Origin of the sequence: Catenovulum maritimum, assembly GCF_001050375.1 — a bacterium.
Classification (GTDB): domain Bacteria; phylum Pseudomonadota; class Gammaproteobacteria; order Enterobacterales; family Alteromonadaceae; genus Catenovulum; species Catenovulum maritimum.
The window spans coordinates 63134-79951 of sequence record NZ_KQ130496.1 but is presented as its reverse complement, the minus strand read 5'-3'; the positions used below and the strand labels follow the sequence as shown (position 1 = coordinate 79951).

Genomic DNA, 16818 nt, shown 5'->3' with positions numbered 1-16818 from the left:
TAATAACTTTTTGAATTAAACAATTTGTTCTATATTCTTTTGAGATAATTAAAAATTAGAGTTGGGCGTAAATGTTTAGATTAGACGAAAGATTACAAGCTGATTGTTTTGAAATAGCCGATTTAGAATTAAGCACACTACTATTATTAGATAATAGAAGCTTACCTTGGTTGATTTTAGTACCGAGAAAACACAAAGCTAGAGAGCTAACAGATTTAGATTACGAAGAACAACAAGAGCTCCTTTCAGAAATAAATTTAATCACTCGTGTACAACAAAAATTGTTTACACCTGACAAAATAAATACAGCCGCAATTGGCAATGTAGTTGATCAACTACACATACATATTATAGGCAGATACAAAACAGACCCTGTTTGGCCTTCTCCTGTATGGGGAAACCTGCAGGATGAACCCTATAGAGAAGGCGAGTTGCAGCAAAGAATACAATTACTCAAGCATGCGCTTAGAGTTAATTAGCCCCGCGAAATAAATCATAATTTAGCTTTATGTTGAATATTTGCTCGGTTATCCGAGCTCTACCTGTTATTTTGCCTGTCTTCACTTATACTTGCAGTCAATAAAACTCGTTAATAAATTTGATACTGTCGTTCCTTCTATTAACGAGTCGTATATCCAATAAATAAATTAAGGCTGGTACAATAATTACAAGTCGCTTTTACTACTTAACATAGTAAAAAGATAAATCAGCTGGATTAAAAAATTAACAATTACTTAGAGGTATTTAAATGAGTCTGTATCAAGAATATTTGGCTGAAATCGAAAGCCGAAAAACTGATCTTGGTTTAAACCCGAAGCCAATCGATAGTGCTGACCTACTATCTGAAATTATTGCCCAGATTAAAGATACTGGAAACCAGTACCGTGAAGATTCATTAAAATTCTTCATTTACAACACATTACCGGGTACAACAAGTGCCGCAAGTGTTAAAGCCAAGTTCTTAAAAGAAATTATTCTTGGTGAAGAAAAAGTTGAAGAAATCACGCCTGAGTTTGCATTTGAATTACTTTCACACATGAAAGGTGGTCCTTCAATCGAAGTCCTTCTTGATCTTGCATTAAGCGACGATGCTTCTGTTTCGGCACCTGCGGCTGATGTATTAAAAACTCAAGTATTCCTTTATGACGCAGATACTGCTCGTCTTGAAGCGGCTTACAAAGCAGGCAACGCCGTTGCTAAAGACATCTTGGAAAGTTATGCAAAAGCGGAATTTTTCACAAAATTACCAGATGTTGCAGAAAAAATCGAAGTGGTTACTTATATTGCTGGTGTAGGTGATATCTCTACTGATTTACTATCTCCAGGTCACCAGTCTCACTCTCGTGCAGACCGTGAATTACATGGTAAGTGTATGATCACGCCAGAAGCACAACAAGAAATCGTTGCACTTCAAGCGCAGCATCCAGATAAGAAAGTAATGCTAGTTGCTGAAAAAGGCACTATGGGTGTTGGTTCTTCTCGTATGTCTGGCGTAAACAACGTAGCATTATGGGCAGGTGAACAAGCTAGTCCTTACGTTCCATTCATCAACATAGCACCAGTGGTTGCAGGTACTAACGGTATCGCACCTATCTTCTTAACGACTGTTGACGTTACAGGCGGTATCGGTCTTGACCTTAAAAACTGGGTTAAGAAAGTTGATGCTGACGGTAACACAGTAACTGATGAAAACGGCGACCCTGTATTAGAAGAAGCTTACTCAGTAGCAACTGGTACAGTATTAACAATTGATACTAAAGCGAAGAAATTATACAACGGCGACAAAGAGTTAGTTGACGTGTCTTCTGCATTTACTCCGCAAAAAATGGAGTTCATGAAAGCAGGCGGTTCTTACGCCGTAACATTCGGTAAGAAATTACAAACATTTGCAGCAGAAACCTTAGGTGTTCAAGCGCCTGCAGTATACGCACTTGCAAAAGAAGTTTCTCACGAAGGCCAAGGTCTGACAGCGGTTGAAAAAATCTTTAACCGAAATGCGGTAGGTGTTGCTTCTGATGCGCCTTTACACGCGGGTTCAGATGTTCGTGTTAAAGTAAACATTGTTGGTTCTCAAGATACAACTGGTCCAATGACATGTCAGGAATTAGAAGCTATGGCTGCTTCTACTATTTCTACATCTGTTGACGGTGCGTTCCAATCTGGTTGTCATACAGCATCTGTATGGGACAACAAAGCGAAAGCAAATACGCCTAAATTAATGGCATTCATGAACGCATTCGGCGTAATCACAGCACGTGACCCGAAAGGCGTTTATCATTCAATGACTGACGTTATCCATAAAGTATTGAACGATATCACGGTTGATGATCGCGCAATCATTATTGGTGGTGACTCACATACTCGTATGTCTAAAGGTGTTGCGTTTGGTGCTGACTCAGGTACGGTTGCGATTGCATTAGCGACAGGTGAATCAGCAATGCCAATTCCAGAGTCAGTAAAAGTAACCTTTAAAGGTGAAATGGCTCAACACATGGATTTCCGTGATGTTGTTCACGCGACTCAAGCACAAATGCTTAAGCAATTTGGTGGCGAAAACGTATTCCAAGGCCGCATCATTGAAGTACACATTGGTACCTTAATGGCTGACCAAGCGTTTACTTTCACTGACTGGTCAGCAGAAATGAAAGCAAAAGCTTCAATCTGTATTTCTAATGATGAAACACTTATCAAGTCAATTGAACTTGCTAAGAGCCGTATCCAAATCATGATCGACAAAGGAATGGACAACGAAGCAGGTATGTTAGCTGGCTTAATTAAGTTAGCGGATGAGCGTATTGCAGGTATCAAGTCAGGCGAACAACCTGCATTAGCACCTGATGATAACGCTAAATACTACGCTGAAGTAGTGATTGATTTAGACGCTATTGCAGAGCCTATGATTGCTGATCCAGACGTGAATAACGAAGATGTATCTAAGCGTTATACGCACGACGTTATCCGTCCAGTATCTTACTACGATGGTAAGCCAGTAGATTTAGGTTTTGTTGGTTCATGTATGGTTCACAAAGGTGACATGCAAATCATAGCTCAAATGTTACGTAACCTTGAAAAACAAAACGGTACAGTTTCATTTAAAGCTCCATTAGTTGTTGCGCCACCAACATATAACATTGTTGATGAGTTAAAAGCTGAAGGTGACTGGGAAGTATTAGAAAAATACTCAGGTTTTGTTTTTGACGATGCAAACCCTAAAGGTGCTGCTCGTACTAAATACGAAAATATCCTTTACCTAGAACGCCCTGGTTGTAACTTATGTATGGGTAACCAAGAAAAAGCAGAACCTGGTGATACAGTAATCGCTACATCGACTCGCTTATTCCAAGGTCGTGTTGTAGCTGACTCAGCTGAGAAGAAAGGTGAATCTTTATTAGGCTCTACACCGTTAGTGGTTCTTTCTACTGTATTAGGTCGCTTCCCGACTATTGAAGAATACAAAGCAGCGGTTGAAGGTATCGACTTAACTAAATTTACACCGCCTGAAGAAGCAATGACAAATAAATTTAGCCAAGCGATTCCAGCACAAAGAATCGATTAAACTAACCTTGTAGGTTTAATCAAAAAATAAGACTGATATCTTATGTAAATGCCGTCCCCTTCAGGTGGACGGCATTTTTTTTACCCATTTTTCATCTCCTCTATCTCCATAACTAATAGAGCTAAACCAATATGAAACCTGATGTAATGACTGCACCAGCCAAGTATTATTAATCAGATACTGAGAAAGTAATTGGTAAGGCGTTGAAAGCGGTAGAACTAAGGATAGGGGTTTTGATCTGCTAATTAAAATGCCAACCAATTAACTGATTGGCATGAGACTGAAGTCATTTTTTATGACTAAAATAAAGCGGTTACAATAATTAACTTTCAATTCAAGTTAATTAATCTAAATTCGAAATAGGTTACTTAAAAGGTTTAGCGCCTTCAAACCCAAGCTGTCGCCAAGACTCGTAGATAAAAATAGCAACCGAGTTAGACAGGTTTAAACTGCGGCTCTCTGGCACCATAGGCAATAACAAACGATTTTCAGGCTTAATCATGCCTTCACGAATTTCAATTGGCAAGCCCTTAGTCTCAGAGCCAAATAACAGCATATCGCCAGCTTGATACTCAACATCAGAATGAAAGCGTGTACCGTGTGTTGTGCAAGCATAAATATTGGCTGGTTTTACTTCATCAACACAAGCTTGAAAATTAGGGTGACGTTTTACATCGGCAAATTCATGATAATCTAAGCCAGCTCGTTTAACCCGCTTATCGTCCCATTCAAAGCCTAATGGCTCAATTAAATGTAACTTAAACCCTGAGTTTGCACACAAGCGGATAATATTACCTGTGTTAGGTGGGATCTCAGGTTGATGTAAAACTATATGTAACATGACAATTTTTCCAAAGCGATACTTGCCACCATTGTAATGCTTTCAGCCTAATTCAAGAAACCTTAATTTAGATAAATTAAAAGCGGATAATCAATTAGACATATCCTCTAAATCTCGCTTTTCGCCAAGCACACGATCCATCTTTTCATGCAGCCGCATTAACTCCAGTTCCAACTTTAAATTAATTTCAAAAGTTGCTTCTTGTTTCATACGGTCTTTTTCAGCCTGTCTATTTTGCGACATCATAATAATAGGCGCCTGAAAAGCAGCCAAACTAGAAAGTCCAAGATTCAACAAAATGAAAGGATACGGATCAAATATTTGCTCACCAACTAACCAGTAAGTGTTAATGACAATCCATACAAGAATGAACGCAAAAAACAGCCCAATAAAGGCCCATGAGCCACCAAAAGTCGCAATTTTATCTGCAGTACGCTGACCAAAGGTTAACCCACTTTGAAAGGAATTATTTACGTTTTCAGAAACAGATGTACTTTGCGCGATACTAGCAATAACCTTTTGCTCACCAGAGTTTAAATCACTATATGGCACACCCAACAAAGCATTCGCTAAATTTTCAAAATATTTCTTCATAAATAACACCCAATAAATTTCATAGCTCAAAAATTCAATCCGACTAACAGTTAAGTCCATTTCATTTAGGAGTTTTGCATTTAAGCTAAAGTTTGACACTAAAGGATGTTAAAGGAAACAAGAGATTAAAGCCTAATGTAAAACAAATGAGGCATAAGAAAAATTGGCAAATAAGGAAGAAATAAGGAAGTTTCGCAAGAATGTGTAAAACGATTGGATACTCTTAAGATTTATAGCTAGGGTATAACTAACCAGATCCAAAAACCTGATTTTGTGCCTGCACTAAAGCAAGCAAACACAACTCAAAAAAACAGGTTAACAAAGCAAACCGAGGTAAACATGAATAAAACCTACCTAGCCTTAAGCGCTTGTTTATTAATAAACGGCTGTCAACTAAGTGTGAATCCAGACGAAGACACATCTGATAATAATGATGGTGGCACTGTAGTTACACCAAGCTCACAACCTAACATCCTATTAATTATCAGTGACGACCAAGGCATAGATGCCTCAGCGCAATACAATTACACTAATGACAAACCAACAACTCCTACACTCGATAGCCTAGCAAGTGAAGGCATTGTATTTGACAATGCTTGGGCAACGCCTGCTTGCTCAACGACACGAGCGGCATTACTCACAGGCCAATATGGTTTTCACAGCGGTATATCATCTGTACCGGGTAATTTAGCGGTTGGCACAGAAACAATTCAAAGCCTACTAAAATCACAAACCGAAACTCAAAACTACCAAACAGGCTTTTTTGGTAAATGGCATTTAGGGACAGACAACGACGACTCAAGACCAAACCAATTTGGCATAGACCATTACGCAGGCAACCTAACTAACCCAGGCGACTACTACAACTGGCAGCTAACAATAAATGGTCAAACAACGACATCAACCGAATACCACACCAGCAAAATTACCGACCTTGCGATAGACTGGATCAACAACCAAGATCAAGAAAAACCTTGGTTTACTTGGCTCGCTTACTCAGCGCCCCACTCGCCATTTCACTTACCACCGACCGATTTACATAGCAGAGATTTATCGGGCGACAGCACAGATATCGACAACAATAAACGTGAATACTTTTTAGCAGCAATAGAAGCAATGGACAAAGAAATTGGCCGCTTACTAACCAGCTTGTCTGCAGAAGCAAGAGCAAACACAATTGTGCTCTATATTGGAGATAATGGCTCACCGGCGGCAGTGCTCGACAAGCTAAAATTACAACGAGGACAAAACAAAGGTACATTATATGAAGGCGGCGTAAATGTCCCATTTGTCGTATCTGGCGCTGGTGTTACGCGTCAAGGCGAAAGAGAAACTAAACTCGTAAACTCAACTGACCTTTTCACCACAATAGCAGAAATTGCCGGCTTAGATCTAAATGAAAAACATGACAGCGAAAGCTTCAAAGACATACTATCAACAGACACAGCCAACACCCGTGATTACTCATTTGTAAACTACCAAAGTGACAGCACAAACGGCTACGCCATTCGTAATCAAGACTACAAATTAATCGAATCAACAACCGGCACTCAAGAATTTTACAGCCTGAAAGATGAAACGGTCGAAATCACAGAACTACTAGCAACAGGTACATTAACAACAGAACAAAACCAAGCCTATCAACTGCTAGACAGCAAATTAGATTCCATCTTAGAACGAGATAGCAATGGCGGCAATACAGATGCAATAGACATCACCAATGCCACCTTTACCAACAGAAGCGAAACATGTACTAGCTACGTTAATAACTACATCTCTGACGTATTAGACATAAACGAATCACTCTCACATCAAGGTGATTTAAAAATCACGCAAGTCGGTGATAAATGTGTGTTTAATACCAACGCGATCCCAAATCACAATTTTAATGACGGCGACAGCAGTTTTCCAAACCAAGTGTCGGCCCAATCTGATCAATTTCAAGTAACCACAACGCCTAGTTTTGCAGCACAAACAACCGCGCTATCTTTACAAACTGACAACGCACTCTTATTAAATGGCGTAAAAGTCGACTTATTAGCGGCAGGCTGTTTCGGTATAGGTAATGGCAAAGTGGGCTGTAACGACATGTCGACCCCTTGGCGCTACGATCCAATGCATGCAGCAAATGGCTTTAGAGTGGATACACACAACGCACACGCCCAACCAGATGGCACATACCACTATCACGGTACTCCAAACGCATTCTACGACCAAACCGAAGCGGTTGAATCACCAGTGATAGGGTTTGCGGCGGATGGTTTCCCAATATTTGGTCCTTTCTTTAAAGACAGCTCAGGTGTGGTTCGCAAAGCTGTTTCTAGCTATATGACAAAAGCAGGCACCAGACCAAGTGGCGATGGTGAACCAGGCGGCAGCTACGACGGCACATTCAGAGACGATTACGAATATGTACAAGGACTTGGCGATTTAGACGAATGTAACGGCATGACACAAAACGGTGTATATGGTTACTACATTACTGATAACTACCCATATGTACTTGCTTGCTTTAAAGGCACACCAGACTCATCATTTGACAAATGAAGGGGTCGGAACGGCCGCAAACAAAACAAGGGAAAAGAAAAAAGAAAAGGTAAAAGGAAAGACGCCCAAAAACGCAAACAAAAGCTGAATAAAACACAATCAGCCGCACAATAACCAAACAAGCCAAATTGGAGTAACAACCAATTTGGCTTGTTTGCCCTAGCTGTCCCTACCACAAACAAATTTGAATACAAACACAGTAAGCAAACCCAAAACACCGAAAATGGACTAATGAACATCAGTCAAAGTATTTAAGCAGTTGTTTTTCAAACAAATGGGAATAAACTAATTTAATATCAAAGGACAAATATAATTAAAAGGAATTAATTTTGAGCCTCAAACTGCAAGCATCCAATAAATCGGCTACAAAAAGATTCATTGAAATATGTATAAATTGGCAAGGCTACATCACGCCCGCTTGCTTAGCGAAACAATTTAACTACTCAGCGGCAACCGCTAAACGCGATCTTCAAGACTACAAACAAGAACACCCAGACTATCTAGATTACAACAACTCAGAGAAAGCTTGGTTCGCAACAGAGAAATTCACCTTACATTACAGCCATGGCAACTTAACCGAATTCGCCCAATTTAATACAGAATTAAATTTAATAGAGGTAGATCAAAATGAGCGATATTTTGATCATGTACTAACCCCACCTAGACATATAAACAAACAGATATTTCAACAAATATACAAAGCCTGTATAAAAAACACTCGATTGAAAGTTAACTACTTATCTCTAAAAAGTGACGAATTTACGACCCGAGTAATACAACCACACACCATAGTGTTCGATGGATTACGCTGGCACGTTAGAGCATACGACGAAAAAAACCAAACCTTTTTAGACTTAAACCTATCTCGTTTTTCAGCGCCAATAAACACAGAGCAAACATTTGAATATAAAAGAAAAACAAAGCAAGACGATTACGACTGGCAACACCAAGTTGAACTGATCTTAGTGCCTGATCCCAGACTAAGTTCGATTCAAAAAAGCTGTATTGAGACCGAATTTAAAATGCAAAACGGAGAGCTACGCATTAATTGCCGAGCAGCATTAGTAAAATATTTGCTGATAAAGCTAAGAATCGATATTTGGCAAGCAACACCAGAAGCCCAACAAATAATTTTAAAGCCCGAATGCGCAAAACAACTAAAACCATATTTACCGCCTAAATAACCTAGGTCAAATTGATCGCTGTATACAAAAACAGACATTGCAGCAAACATAAAACCAAGGTTGAATAACCAAAAACGGAGGTAAGTATTTTGAAATTTTTAGTGTTACTACTCGTAATTGGCTTACTGTATTTAATTGCCTTAAACATAATATTAAGCCTAACAAAGCCCTCTAAAAAAGTATTAAAAGCCAAAAACGGGGAGCAAGTTGAACAATGGCAAGTACAGCTAAAAATAACCTCTACCTACCCAAGCAATAAAACGCCCCTACCCGCTACATTAAAAGCTTTGGGGGTAAAACAAAATAGCAAGGATGAACAACATGGATGATTTATCACCAAGCGATTTAAAAATGATTTTGCATTCAGACATAAGAGATTTTTGTAATGGACAATAAAAGCATGCCTTACTTTAAATACTGGGGTAAAGCGAAAAAAGATTCAGAACAACCAGGCGCTGATTATCACTTGTTGCCATATCATTGTTTAGATGTGGCGGCGGTTGCTGATGTCTGGCTAACAGAATCACGCATTTTATTAAAACAAATAGCCAGTCAAATTAATCGTACAGAACAAGAAGCGCGGTCTATTATGCTGTTTTATATATTGCTGCATGATTTGGGCAAGTTTGATGCTAGGTTTCAAAATTTTGTTGAAGATATTCGCCTCGAACTTCAAGGTGATGAGTATGAGGTTACACCAGAAAAATATAATCATGGCTCACATGGTTATTTACATTTTATACAAATGTACGACCATAACGAGGCAATGAAAGCTGTTGCTGGCCATCACGGCTATTGCGATATGTCAATTGACAGAAATTTAATAGAACCTGATGCAGACGAGGAGCTAATCGAACTTGATAGCTTCGCACGTCAAGAATGGATAGCCTTTTGTTTAGAATTTACAGGATTATCCGAGATACCTGACGTTGGTGAAATTACTATGCTAGCTGGTTTGTGCAGTGTTGCTGATTGGATTGGTTCATCAATCACCAATTTCACCACAGAAGAAATGGATTTATATGTTTATTACCAACAAGGGTTATCAAGAGCCAAAGCTGCTTTAATCGAATCAGGTGTAATAAACAAACTGAATGGTTTTGGCTTCGAATTTTTGTTTGCACCTTATCAGCCAAGGGGTGTGCAAACAATACTTGCTAAATTACCGTTATCAACGGGTTTAACCGTAGTGGAAGCTGATACCGGTTCGGGTAAAACTGAGTTTGCATTGGCGTACGCGTCAATGTTAGTCGAGGCTAATTTAGCCGACGGAATTGTTTTTGGCTTACCCACACAAGCAACTGCCAATGGATTATTTGATCGGATAGGTGAGGCTGCAAACAAACTATTCCCAGATAGCACGCTTACCCTGGCACATGGAAAATCAAAATATTTATTTCCTGATGAAAATGGTTTTTTGCACCAATCCAATAAACGGGCATTTTTAGGTTCAATGTCGGTAGCGACAGTTGATCAAATATTAATGGGTGTATTAGGTATTAAACATCAGTTTATTCGCTCATTTGGTACGCGTAAATCGGTATTGATTTTGGATGAAATTCATAGTTTTGATGCGTACATGTATGCACTAATTGACCAAGTGTTAAAAGGACAACATCAAGCATTTTCCAGCGTAATTTTATTGTCTGCCACCTTGCCAAGTGATCTTAAAAATAAATTGCTAAAACCTTATGGTGGCAAGGCGGTTAGCAAAGAATACCCGTTAGTTACGCATGTGGATTTATCAGGGAATACCCAAGAATTTACGCTAGAACAAGCAACACTTAACAAAATAGTCTCGCTAGAAAATTGGACTTCAGATACTTTATTGCCAAATGAACAGCAGCAATTAAATTTACTTGAAAAGGCGCAAGCTGGGGCTGTTATTGGCATAGTTTGTAATACAGTGGCCGACGCCCAAACCTTATATATTGAAATGAGCTCCCTTGCAGAAACCAGATCAACTTGCATTGAAATCGATCTGTTCCATGCTCGTTATACTTTTGCAGATCGTGGTAGCAAAGAGAAACAAGTATTAGCTACCTACGGCAAGCAAGCTATACGCACAGGCAGAATTTTAATTGCCACCCAAGTTATAGAACAATCATTAGATTTAGACTTTGACTTAATGATCAGCCAAATTGCGCCTATTGAGTTTTTGATGCAACGTATGGGGCGTTTATGGCGTCACGATCGAATTAATACAGAGTTGCCTGCAAGAAGTGGAGTTATCACACAACCTACATTCATAACTCTTTTACCTAGAAATCCAGTTAAAAATTGGAAAAATCACTACCTTGGGAGCGGTTATGTTTACCGCAATACCAGAGTTCTTTATCGAACCGAACAATATTTACAAAAGCAGGAACATGAAGGTCTAGTTTTTCCAGCTTGCTATCGCGAAGCGATTGAATATGTTCATGGAGAACAAGCTTATGTTAATGAGCCTGCTGAATTAGCTGGTTTGTATGAAGTTTATCAGCAAGAGCAAGATGGTTCTGCATACACGGCCAAAATGTATAGCGTATTAGATTCAAAACCATTAAATGATGTTGATCCTCGCTGTGCCATGTTAACCCGTGAAGGCGAGATGACAGTAACTGTTGTGATATTAGACGAGCAAGGGAATTTGTTTCATGGCGGTAATTATAACGAACAGCAAGACAGGGAGCGCAGCACAATTTCAATTGCTAAAAAGCATGCCAAAGGCAATCAAGATACTAATCTTTACTGTATTAAAGCCGTTATCAATAAAGATATTATTTACAACGAGTTAGGGGCTATTTTGCCTAACTTGCAAAATAAAAGTTAACAAGGAGGACATAAAGTGTATATCTCATTAGTGGCATTAAATGTCACAGATACCTATCAACAACATCAGGCAATTTGGGGGTTATTCCCCAATACGCCTGAGCGCAGGCGCGATCATTTGTTTAGAGTTGAAAACCAAGCAAGTAATGGGAAAGTAAGCGTTTTACTGCAATCAAGCAGTCAGCCAACAAGCCATGCCAATGCTCAAGTGTTGCAAAGCAAAGCATTTAATCCGCAATTGCATGCCCAAGATTTCTATAAATTTAAGCTATTGGCTTATCCAACAAAATGTTTAAGCCAAGGTAAAAAAGTGATTGAGATAAAAGATGAAAACGAGCAAATCGCTTGGTTACATCGCAAATTAACGGGTGCCAATATCACAGTTACAGCCATGGAACCGCGCATGGTTAAAAGCAAAAAAAGCTTTAACAATCGCTTTGTTTGTTTTGAAGGCATTATGCAAATAATCGATCCAGAACAAATTTACCAAGCACTTGTCATGGGGATTGGTCGGCAAAAACATGCAGGTGCTGGCTTATTGTCTTTAGCAAAGGCGGGTTAACAAATGGAGAAGTTAATGTACCAAACTATTTATAACGCTTATGCAAGTTTATCCAAAGGCGATTTAGCCGAATTAAAACGCTGCAATTTAAAAAAGTTAGCTAATTGTCCTGCTTATTTTCGAGTGCTGAAACTCACGGGAGCTAAGGATAACTCGCAAACCCAACGAATTTTATTTTTACTGTCTTCGATTGATATAACTGATGAGTCTGAAGCAGATTCTGTTGCTATTGCATTGAACAAGGCCGGTGTTAAAGAAACGCAAATCGTACAAATCACCCGTGGTGGTGATAATTCAATTGAATATTTAAAACGCCAACTTATCCGCTGTAAAAAAATAAGCTTAACCAGTGTCGGTAAGCTTGCCCAATATTGGGGTGAACAAGCCAGACGAGATTTATTAAAAGACTTTATTTTAGCAAGCCAAGATTAATTCAGAATTCAATTTATTAAGGACAAAATTATGACCACTTTTATCAATATCCACGCTTTAATTTCTCATCCTTCATCAATGATGAATCGTGACGATTCGGGTTTGCAAAAAACAGCAGTATTTGGCGGCACAACCCGCAGCCGTATTTCTAGCCAATGTTTAAAGCGAGCAATTCGCCAAAGTGATTTGTACAAAGAAAATGTAGATGAGGTATCAATTAGAACACGCCTTGTTGATGAATTGATTGAAAATATCGCGTCACATGTTACTGAATTTCCAATGAATGAAATAAAAGCGGTTATTGAGGCACTTTCTATCAATCCTAAAACTGATAGTTTGAAATCAAATATTGAAACTGAAGAAATTGAAGTCGATGAAATTACAGAGGATGGTACCAAAACAAAAGTAAAAACAGGTGAAAAGATACGCGTATTTAAAACAGTTCAACCATTCTCAGTTGGAGAAATTAGAGAGTTAATTGTTATATCAAAAGAGTCATTTCCTGATCTTTATGCCGCGATTATCCAAGGATTACCTGAAAAACCAAAAAAAGCAGATGTAACAACCTATAAAAAATCTTTACAGGCATTTCATGAGCTTATTTTCTCTGTGATTCCTGTTTTGGATGTCGCTTTATCTGGTCGCATGGATACAAGTTGTCACAATAGAAATGCTGAAGCATCAATGAGCGTGGCTCATAGTATTACTACTCATAGTGCTGATATAGAAGTGGATTGGTTCACAGCCTGTGATGATTTAGCTGAGCAAGGATCAGGTCATATTGGTACAACCGAGTTTAGTTCAGGTGTTTTCTATCGATATGCGTCAATCAACGTTGACTTACTTGCACAAACAATAGGCAAACCTGTAATTGAGACAGCCAATATTGTGTGCGCGATTACCAAGTGCTTCGCACAGATTACCCCCTCAGCTAAACAAAAAACTTTTGCAGCTTATAATTTTGCAGAATTTGTGATGTTAGAGCAATCGACACAACCTATTTCGTTAGTAAATGCCTTCAGAAAACCAATTCCAAACACAGGCGAAGTGATGGAAGCTTCAATTGAAAGTTTAGTTAAACATTACGAAACCTTAGTAAATGGTTATGAACTTGAATCAAAGGCTAAAGCGTTTGATTTAACCAATACGCTCAACAGTAAGTTAGTGGAAAAAGTAAACAAAATAAGCGAACTGACGTTTTAAGGTTGTTGAACATTAACTTTCAATTAAGGAGTTAAATATGCAGACGCTTATTTTAAAAACTGAAGGTTTGTCGGCTTACGGCTTACAAACCTTTGATGTGCACCGTAAGGTAAACCATTTTCCGACTCGTTCTGCGGTTATTGGTTTGCTTGCGGCTGCTCTAGGTATTGAACGGACTAATCAGCAACAATTGTTTGAATTATCCGAAAATATATTGGTTGCTGTGCAGGTGAATAATGCTGGCGAGAAAATGATGGACTATCACACAGTACAAAACTTTCGAAGCCCAGACGGAAAAATTCAAAAAGGCACCAAACCGACTTACCGAGAATATTGGTGTGATAGTGAATATACCTTTGCGATCACTGCGCCAAGTGAACTTATCCAAAAGTTAATTTGTGCAGTTAAAGCACCTAAATTCACATTATTTCAAGGCCGAAAATCCTGCCCTTTAACTCGGCCTTTATATGAAGACTTAGTGGATATTGATAACCCAGCAATCGCTCTAAAAAGCCGTGCTGAAAAAGGGCAAATATTCAGTGATATTCAAGGTGAAAACTTAGTAGCAAGTTTACAAGTTCGAGATAAATTAACCCCAGTATTCCGGAAATATGCCATGAGAACTGTATTTGTCAGTGGCCAGTTATTTAAAGATGTGCAGGAGGTTAATCATGAATCTGCTTAAAGATCCGTTTATTTCAACTAACCATGGCAAGGCTTCGTTAAAAGAGATATTAACAACTGATACTGATTACCAATTACAGTATTTTTTTGACGAAATTCAACTAGCTATGCTTCAGATGTTAGCCTCGTTAACAACTGTGGTATTAAAACCAACTGTTACTGAGTTAAAAGGCTATTTAGATAGTGGGATAACTGCTGAGCAATATGATACTACACTAAGCAAAATTGAAACTAAGTGGTTTGAAGACGATAGTTTTATGCAATCCAAATCTAGTGGTGAGAAAGGATTTCAAACCGCTAGTGTTTCAAAATTGATATCAGGAATCGAATTTGGTGACTCTAAAGATGCATCAGGCCTTTTTTCTGATGCTGACAAGGTAAGTATTGCCTGTTCTGACTGTATTCATGTTCTAAATTACAACTTGCATATGAACATCAGTGGACAATATTTTGGAAGATACGGGGCTACAGGAATCCGAGGTGGAGGGGTTTTAACTACATTAATCAGTGGCAAGTCATTGAAGGAAACAATTCTATTTAATACGGTCGCAATAGATTTCTATGATTCACTCTCTGTTCTTAATGAGTCGGTGAGTGACTTGCTAATGTGGGCAGACCCACCGCAAGGCAAGTTGTACTCTGCAAGTGAAATAGGATTGAGTCGAGGTTTATTTGCTCTGGCATATCACATTAAACTTGGTAAGCAAGAAGGCAATTGCGTTTGCGATATTTGTGGTGCAGAGTCAGGTGTAACCTATCGCACGCTCGATTATTTAAAATATAATGGAAAATATGGCTCGGTTAAGACGGACAAAGGCAAAGAAAATGGGGCTGGGCTATGGCTACACCCGTATACACCTAGAAGCGTTTCTGAAAAAGGAGTGTTTTCTTTGGTACCTATTGGACTCACTTGGAGCTCTTGGCAAGATTTAGCTTCCTTAGTGATTGAGCAAGATATTAACGATAATAGCAATGCGATCCCTTCCTACATTGTCACCCAATTTAGAGAAAATTTTAAAGTACCTATAAACCTGATTATTGGTGGAAATATTACTAAAAAGGCATCGGTCGTTAGTCGCGTTTACGATTTATATTCAATGCCATCAACCTTATCCAAAAATACGAGGCGCATTTCTGAAGTTATTGATACCGGACTGCGGCAAAAAGAAGCGTTATCACATGCTTTCAATAAATTGTTTGTTACTGGTTATGACAAGAATTTTGTTAGTAGGATAAAAGAACAGGCCATGCAACGATTTGTCGCGAATGCACAGCAAATTATTCAACAGATATTGTTAGACGTAGATAGAAAGGAAGCAGCAGATTTAAGAACAGAGGCTAAAGCTGCGCTTAACAAAGAAGCGAAAGCCGTCTTCAAAACAGTACAGCGCAAATATCAGCATGACTTGCCTTTGTTTAAAGCTCTAGTTAAAGGTAGAAGTGCACTTTATAGGACAAAGTAAATGGATATTAAGCAGGATTATTTATGGCTTTTCTCCCGCTAAAACCCATCCCTATCAAAGATCGTAACTCAATGATCTTTGTTGGCATGGGACAAATCGATGTGAAAGACGGTGCATTTGTTGTCATTGATAAAAATGGCGAACGTATGCACATACCTGTAGGCTCTGTTGTCAGTATTATGCTTGAACCTGGTACAAGGGTGAGCCACGCAGCAGTAAAACTTGCATCCGCCACTGGTACATTACTTATTTGGGTAGGTGAAGCTGGTGTACGCTTGTACTCTGTTGGACAACCAGGGGGCGCGAGATCAGACAAATTACTCTATCAAGCAAAGTTAGCTTTAGACGAAAATCTGCGCCTAAAAGTAGTACGAAAAATGTTCGAGTTAAGGTTTGGCGAACCTGCACCAGATCGAAGAAGCGTTGATCAACTAAGAGGTATAGAAGGCGCTAGAGTTCGTAAAACTTACCAATTATTGGCTAAACAATACAATGTTGACTGGAAAGGCCGATCATACGACCCCAAAGATTGGGAAAAAGGAGATGTTACTAACCGCTGTATTAGTGCCGCAACATCTTGCCTTTACGGAGTAACTGAAGCAGCCATTTTAGCTGCCGGTTATGCACCAGCTATCGGCTTTATCCATACAGGTAAGCCGCTTTCTTTTGTCTACGATATTGCCGATATTTTGAAGTTTGAAACGGTTGTGCCTTTAGCATTCAAAATTTCAGCTGCCAAGCCTTATTCACCAGATAAAGAAGTAAGAATCGCCTGCCGAGAACTGTTTCGCACAAATAAAGTATTGAAAAAATTGATCCCGCTTATTGAGGAAGTGTTAGCTGCGGGGGAAATCGCACCACCTAAACCACCAGAAGATGCCCAACCACCAGCCATACCTGAGCCAGAATCAATAGGCGATATAGGGCATAGGACTAAATAA

General features: G+C 39.0%; 14 protein-coding genes. 12 read left to right on the top strand and 2 right to left on the bottom strand.

Annotation, left to right across the window (positions count from 1 at the left end):
- Window positions 1-71: 71 nt before the first annotated feature.
- Both XM47_RS13900 and XM47_RS13895 read left to right on the top strand, forming a co-directional pair.
- Window positions 72-479, top strand: coding sequence for an HIT family protein (locus XM47_RS13900; RefSeq protein WP_048693690.1), 408 nt, complete (start codon window positions 72-74; stop codon window positions 477-479).
- 269 nt (window positions 480-748) lie between these two features.
- Window positions 749-3556: a bifunctional aconitate hydratase 2/2-methylisocitrate dehydratase gene (locus tag XM47_RS13895; protein WP_077066569.1), complete on the top strand. Its 2808-nt coding sequence runs from the start codon at window positions 749-751 to the stop codon at window positions 3554-3556.
- Window positions 3557-3920: 364 nt separating this feature from the next.
- Here the strand turns inward: XM47_RS13895 and trmL are convergent, their stop codons facing one another.
- The gene (trmL, locus tag XM47_RS13890; RefSeq protein ID WP_048693687.1) at window positions 3921-4397 is read right to left on the bottom strand and encodes a tRNA (uridine(34)/cytosine(34)/5-carboxymethylaminomethyluridine(34)-2'-O)-methyltransferase TrmL; all 477 of its coding nucleotides are present in this window, start codon (window positions 4395-4397) and stop codon (window positions 3921-3923) included.
- A gap of 90 nt (window positions 4398-4487) precedes the next feature.
- Complete coding sequence (locus XM47_RS13885; RefSeq protein ID WP_048693773.1) at window positions 4488-4991, bottom strand: DUF1003 domain-containing protein; 504 nt, start codon at window positions 4989-4991, stop codon at window positions 4488-4490.
- 339 nt (window positions 4992-5330) lie between these two features.
- Here XM47_RS13885 and XM47_RS13880 point away from each other — a divergent pair, with 339 nt between their 5' ends.
- The 10 genes from XM47_RS13880 to cas1e all read left to right on the top strand — a co-directional run bounded on the left by XM47_RS13880 (window position 5331) and on the right by cas1e (window position 16818).
- The gene (locus XM47_RS13880) at window positions 5331-7538 is read left to right on the top strand and encodes a sulfatase-like hydrolase/transferase (RefSeq protein WP_048693770.1); all 2208 of its coding nucleotides are present in this window, start codon (window positions 5331-5333) and stop codon (window positions 7536-7538) included.
- Window positions 7539-7867: 329 nt separating this feature from the next.
- Complete coding sequence (locus XM47_RS13875) at window positions 7868-8722, top strand: helix-turn-helix transcriptional regulator (protein ID WP_048693685.1); 855 nt, start codon at window positions 7868-7870, stop codon at window positions 8720-8722.
- Window positions 8723-8811: 89 nt separating this feature from the next.
- Entirely contained in the window at window positions 8812-9051 is a 240-nt protein-coding gene (locus tag XM47_RS13870) for a hypothetical protein (protein ID WP_048693682.1), read from the top strand.
- Between the two features lie 56 nt (window positions 9052-9107).
- Complete coding sequence (gene cas3, locus XM47_RS13865) at window positions 9108-11534, top strand: CRISPR-associated helicase/endonuclease Cas3 (RefSeq protein WP_048693680.1); 2427 nt, start codon at window positions 9108-9110, stop codon at window positions 11532-11534.
- Window positions 11535-11549: 15 nt separating this feature from the next.
- A complete protein-coding gene (gene cas6e, locus XM47_RS13860; protein WP_048693677.1) occupies window positions 11550-12095 on the top strand; it encodes a type I-E CRISPR-associated protein Cas6/Cse3/CasE in 546 nt (181 codons plus the stop codon).
- Window positions 12096-12110: 15 nt separating this feature from the next.
- Complete coding sequence (locus tag XM47_RS13855) at window positions 12111-12527, top strand: hypothetical protein (RefSeq protein ID WP_048693675.1); 417 nt, start codon at window positions 12111-12113, stop codon at window positions 12525-12527.
- A 30-nt stretch (window positions 12528-12557) separates the two neighbouring features.
- The gene (gene cas7e / locus XM47_RS13850; protein WP_048693672.1) at window positions 12558-13730 is read left to right on the top strand and encodes a type I-E CRISPR-associated protein Cas7/Cse4/CasC; all 1173 of its coding nucleotides are present in this window, start codon (window positions 12558-12560) and stop codon (window positions 13728-13730) included.
- A 37-nt stretch (window positions 13731-13767) separates the two neighbouring features.
- A complete protein-coding gene (gene cas5e, locus XM47_RS13845) occupies window positions 13768-14415 on the top strand; it encodes a type I-E CRISPR-associated protein Cas5/CasD (protein WP_048693670.1) in 648 nt (215 codons plus the stop codon).
- A complete protein-coding gene (locus XM47_RS13840; protein WP_048693668.1) occupies window positions 14402-15877 on the top strand; it encodes a type I-E CRISPR-associated protein Cse1/CasA in 1476 nt (491 codons plus the stop codon). The genes cas5e and XM47_RS13840 overlap by 14 nt, the downstream gene beginning before the upstream one ends.
- 23 nt (window positions 15878-15900) lie before the next feature.
- Window positions 15901-16818 carry a type I-E CRISPR-associated endonuclease Cas1e gene (cas1e, locus tag XM47_RS13835; protein WP_048693666.1) on the top strand — a complete coding sequence of 306 codons (918 nt, stop codon included), beginning with the start codon at window positions 15901-15903 and terminating at the stop codon, window positions 16816-16818.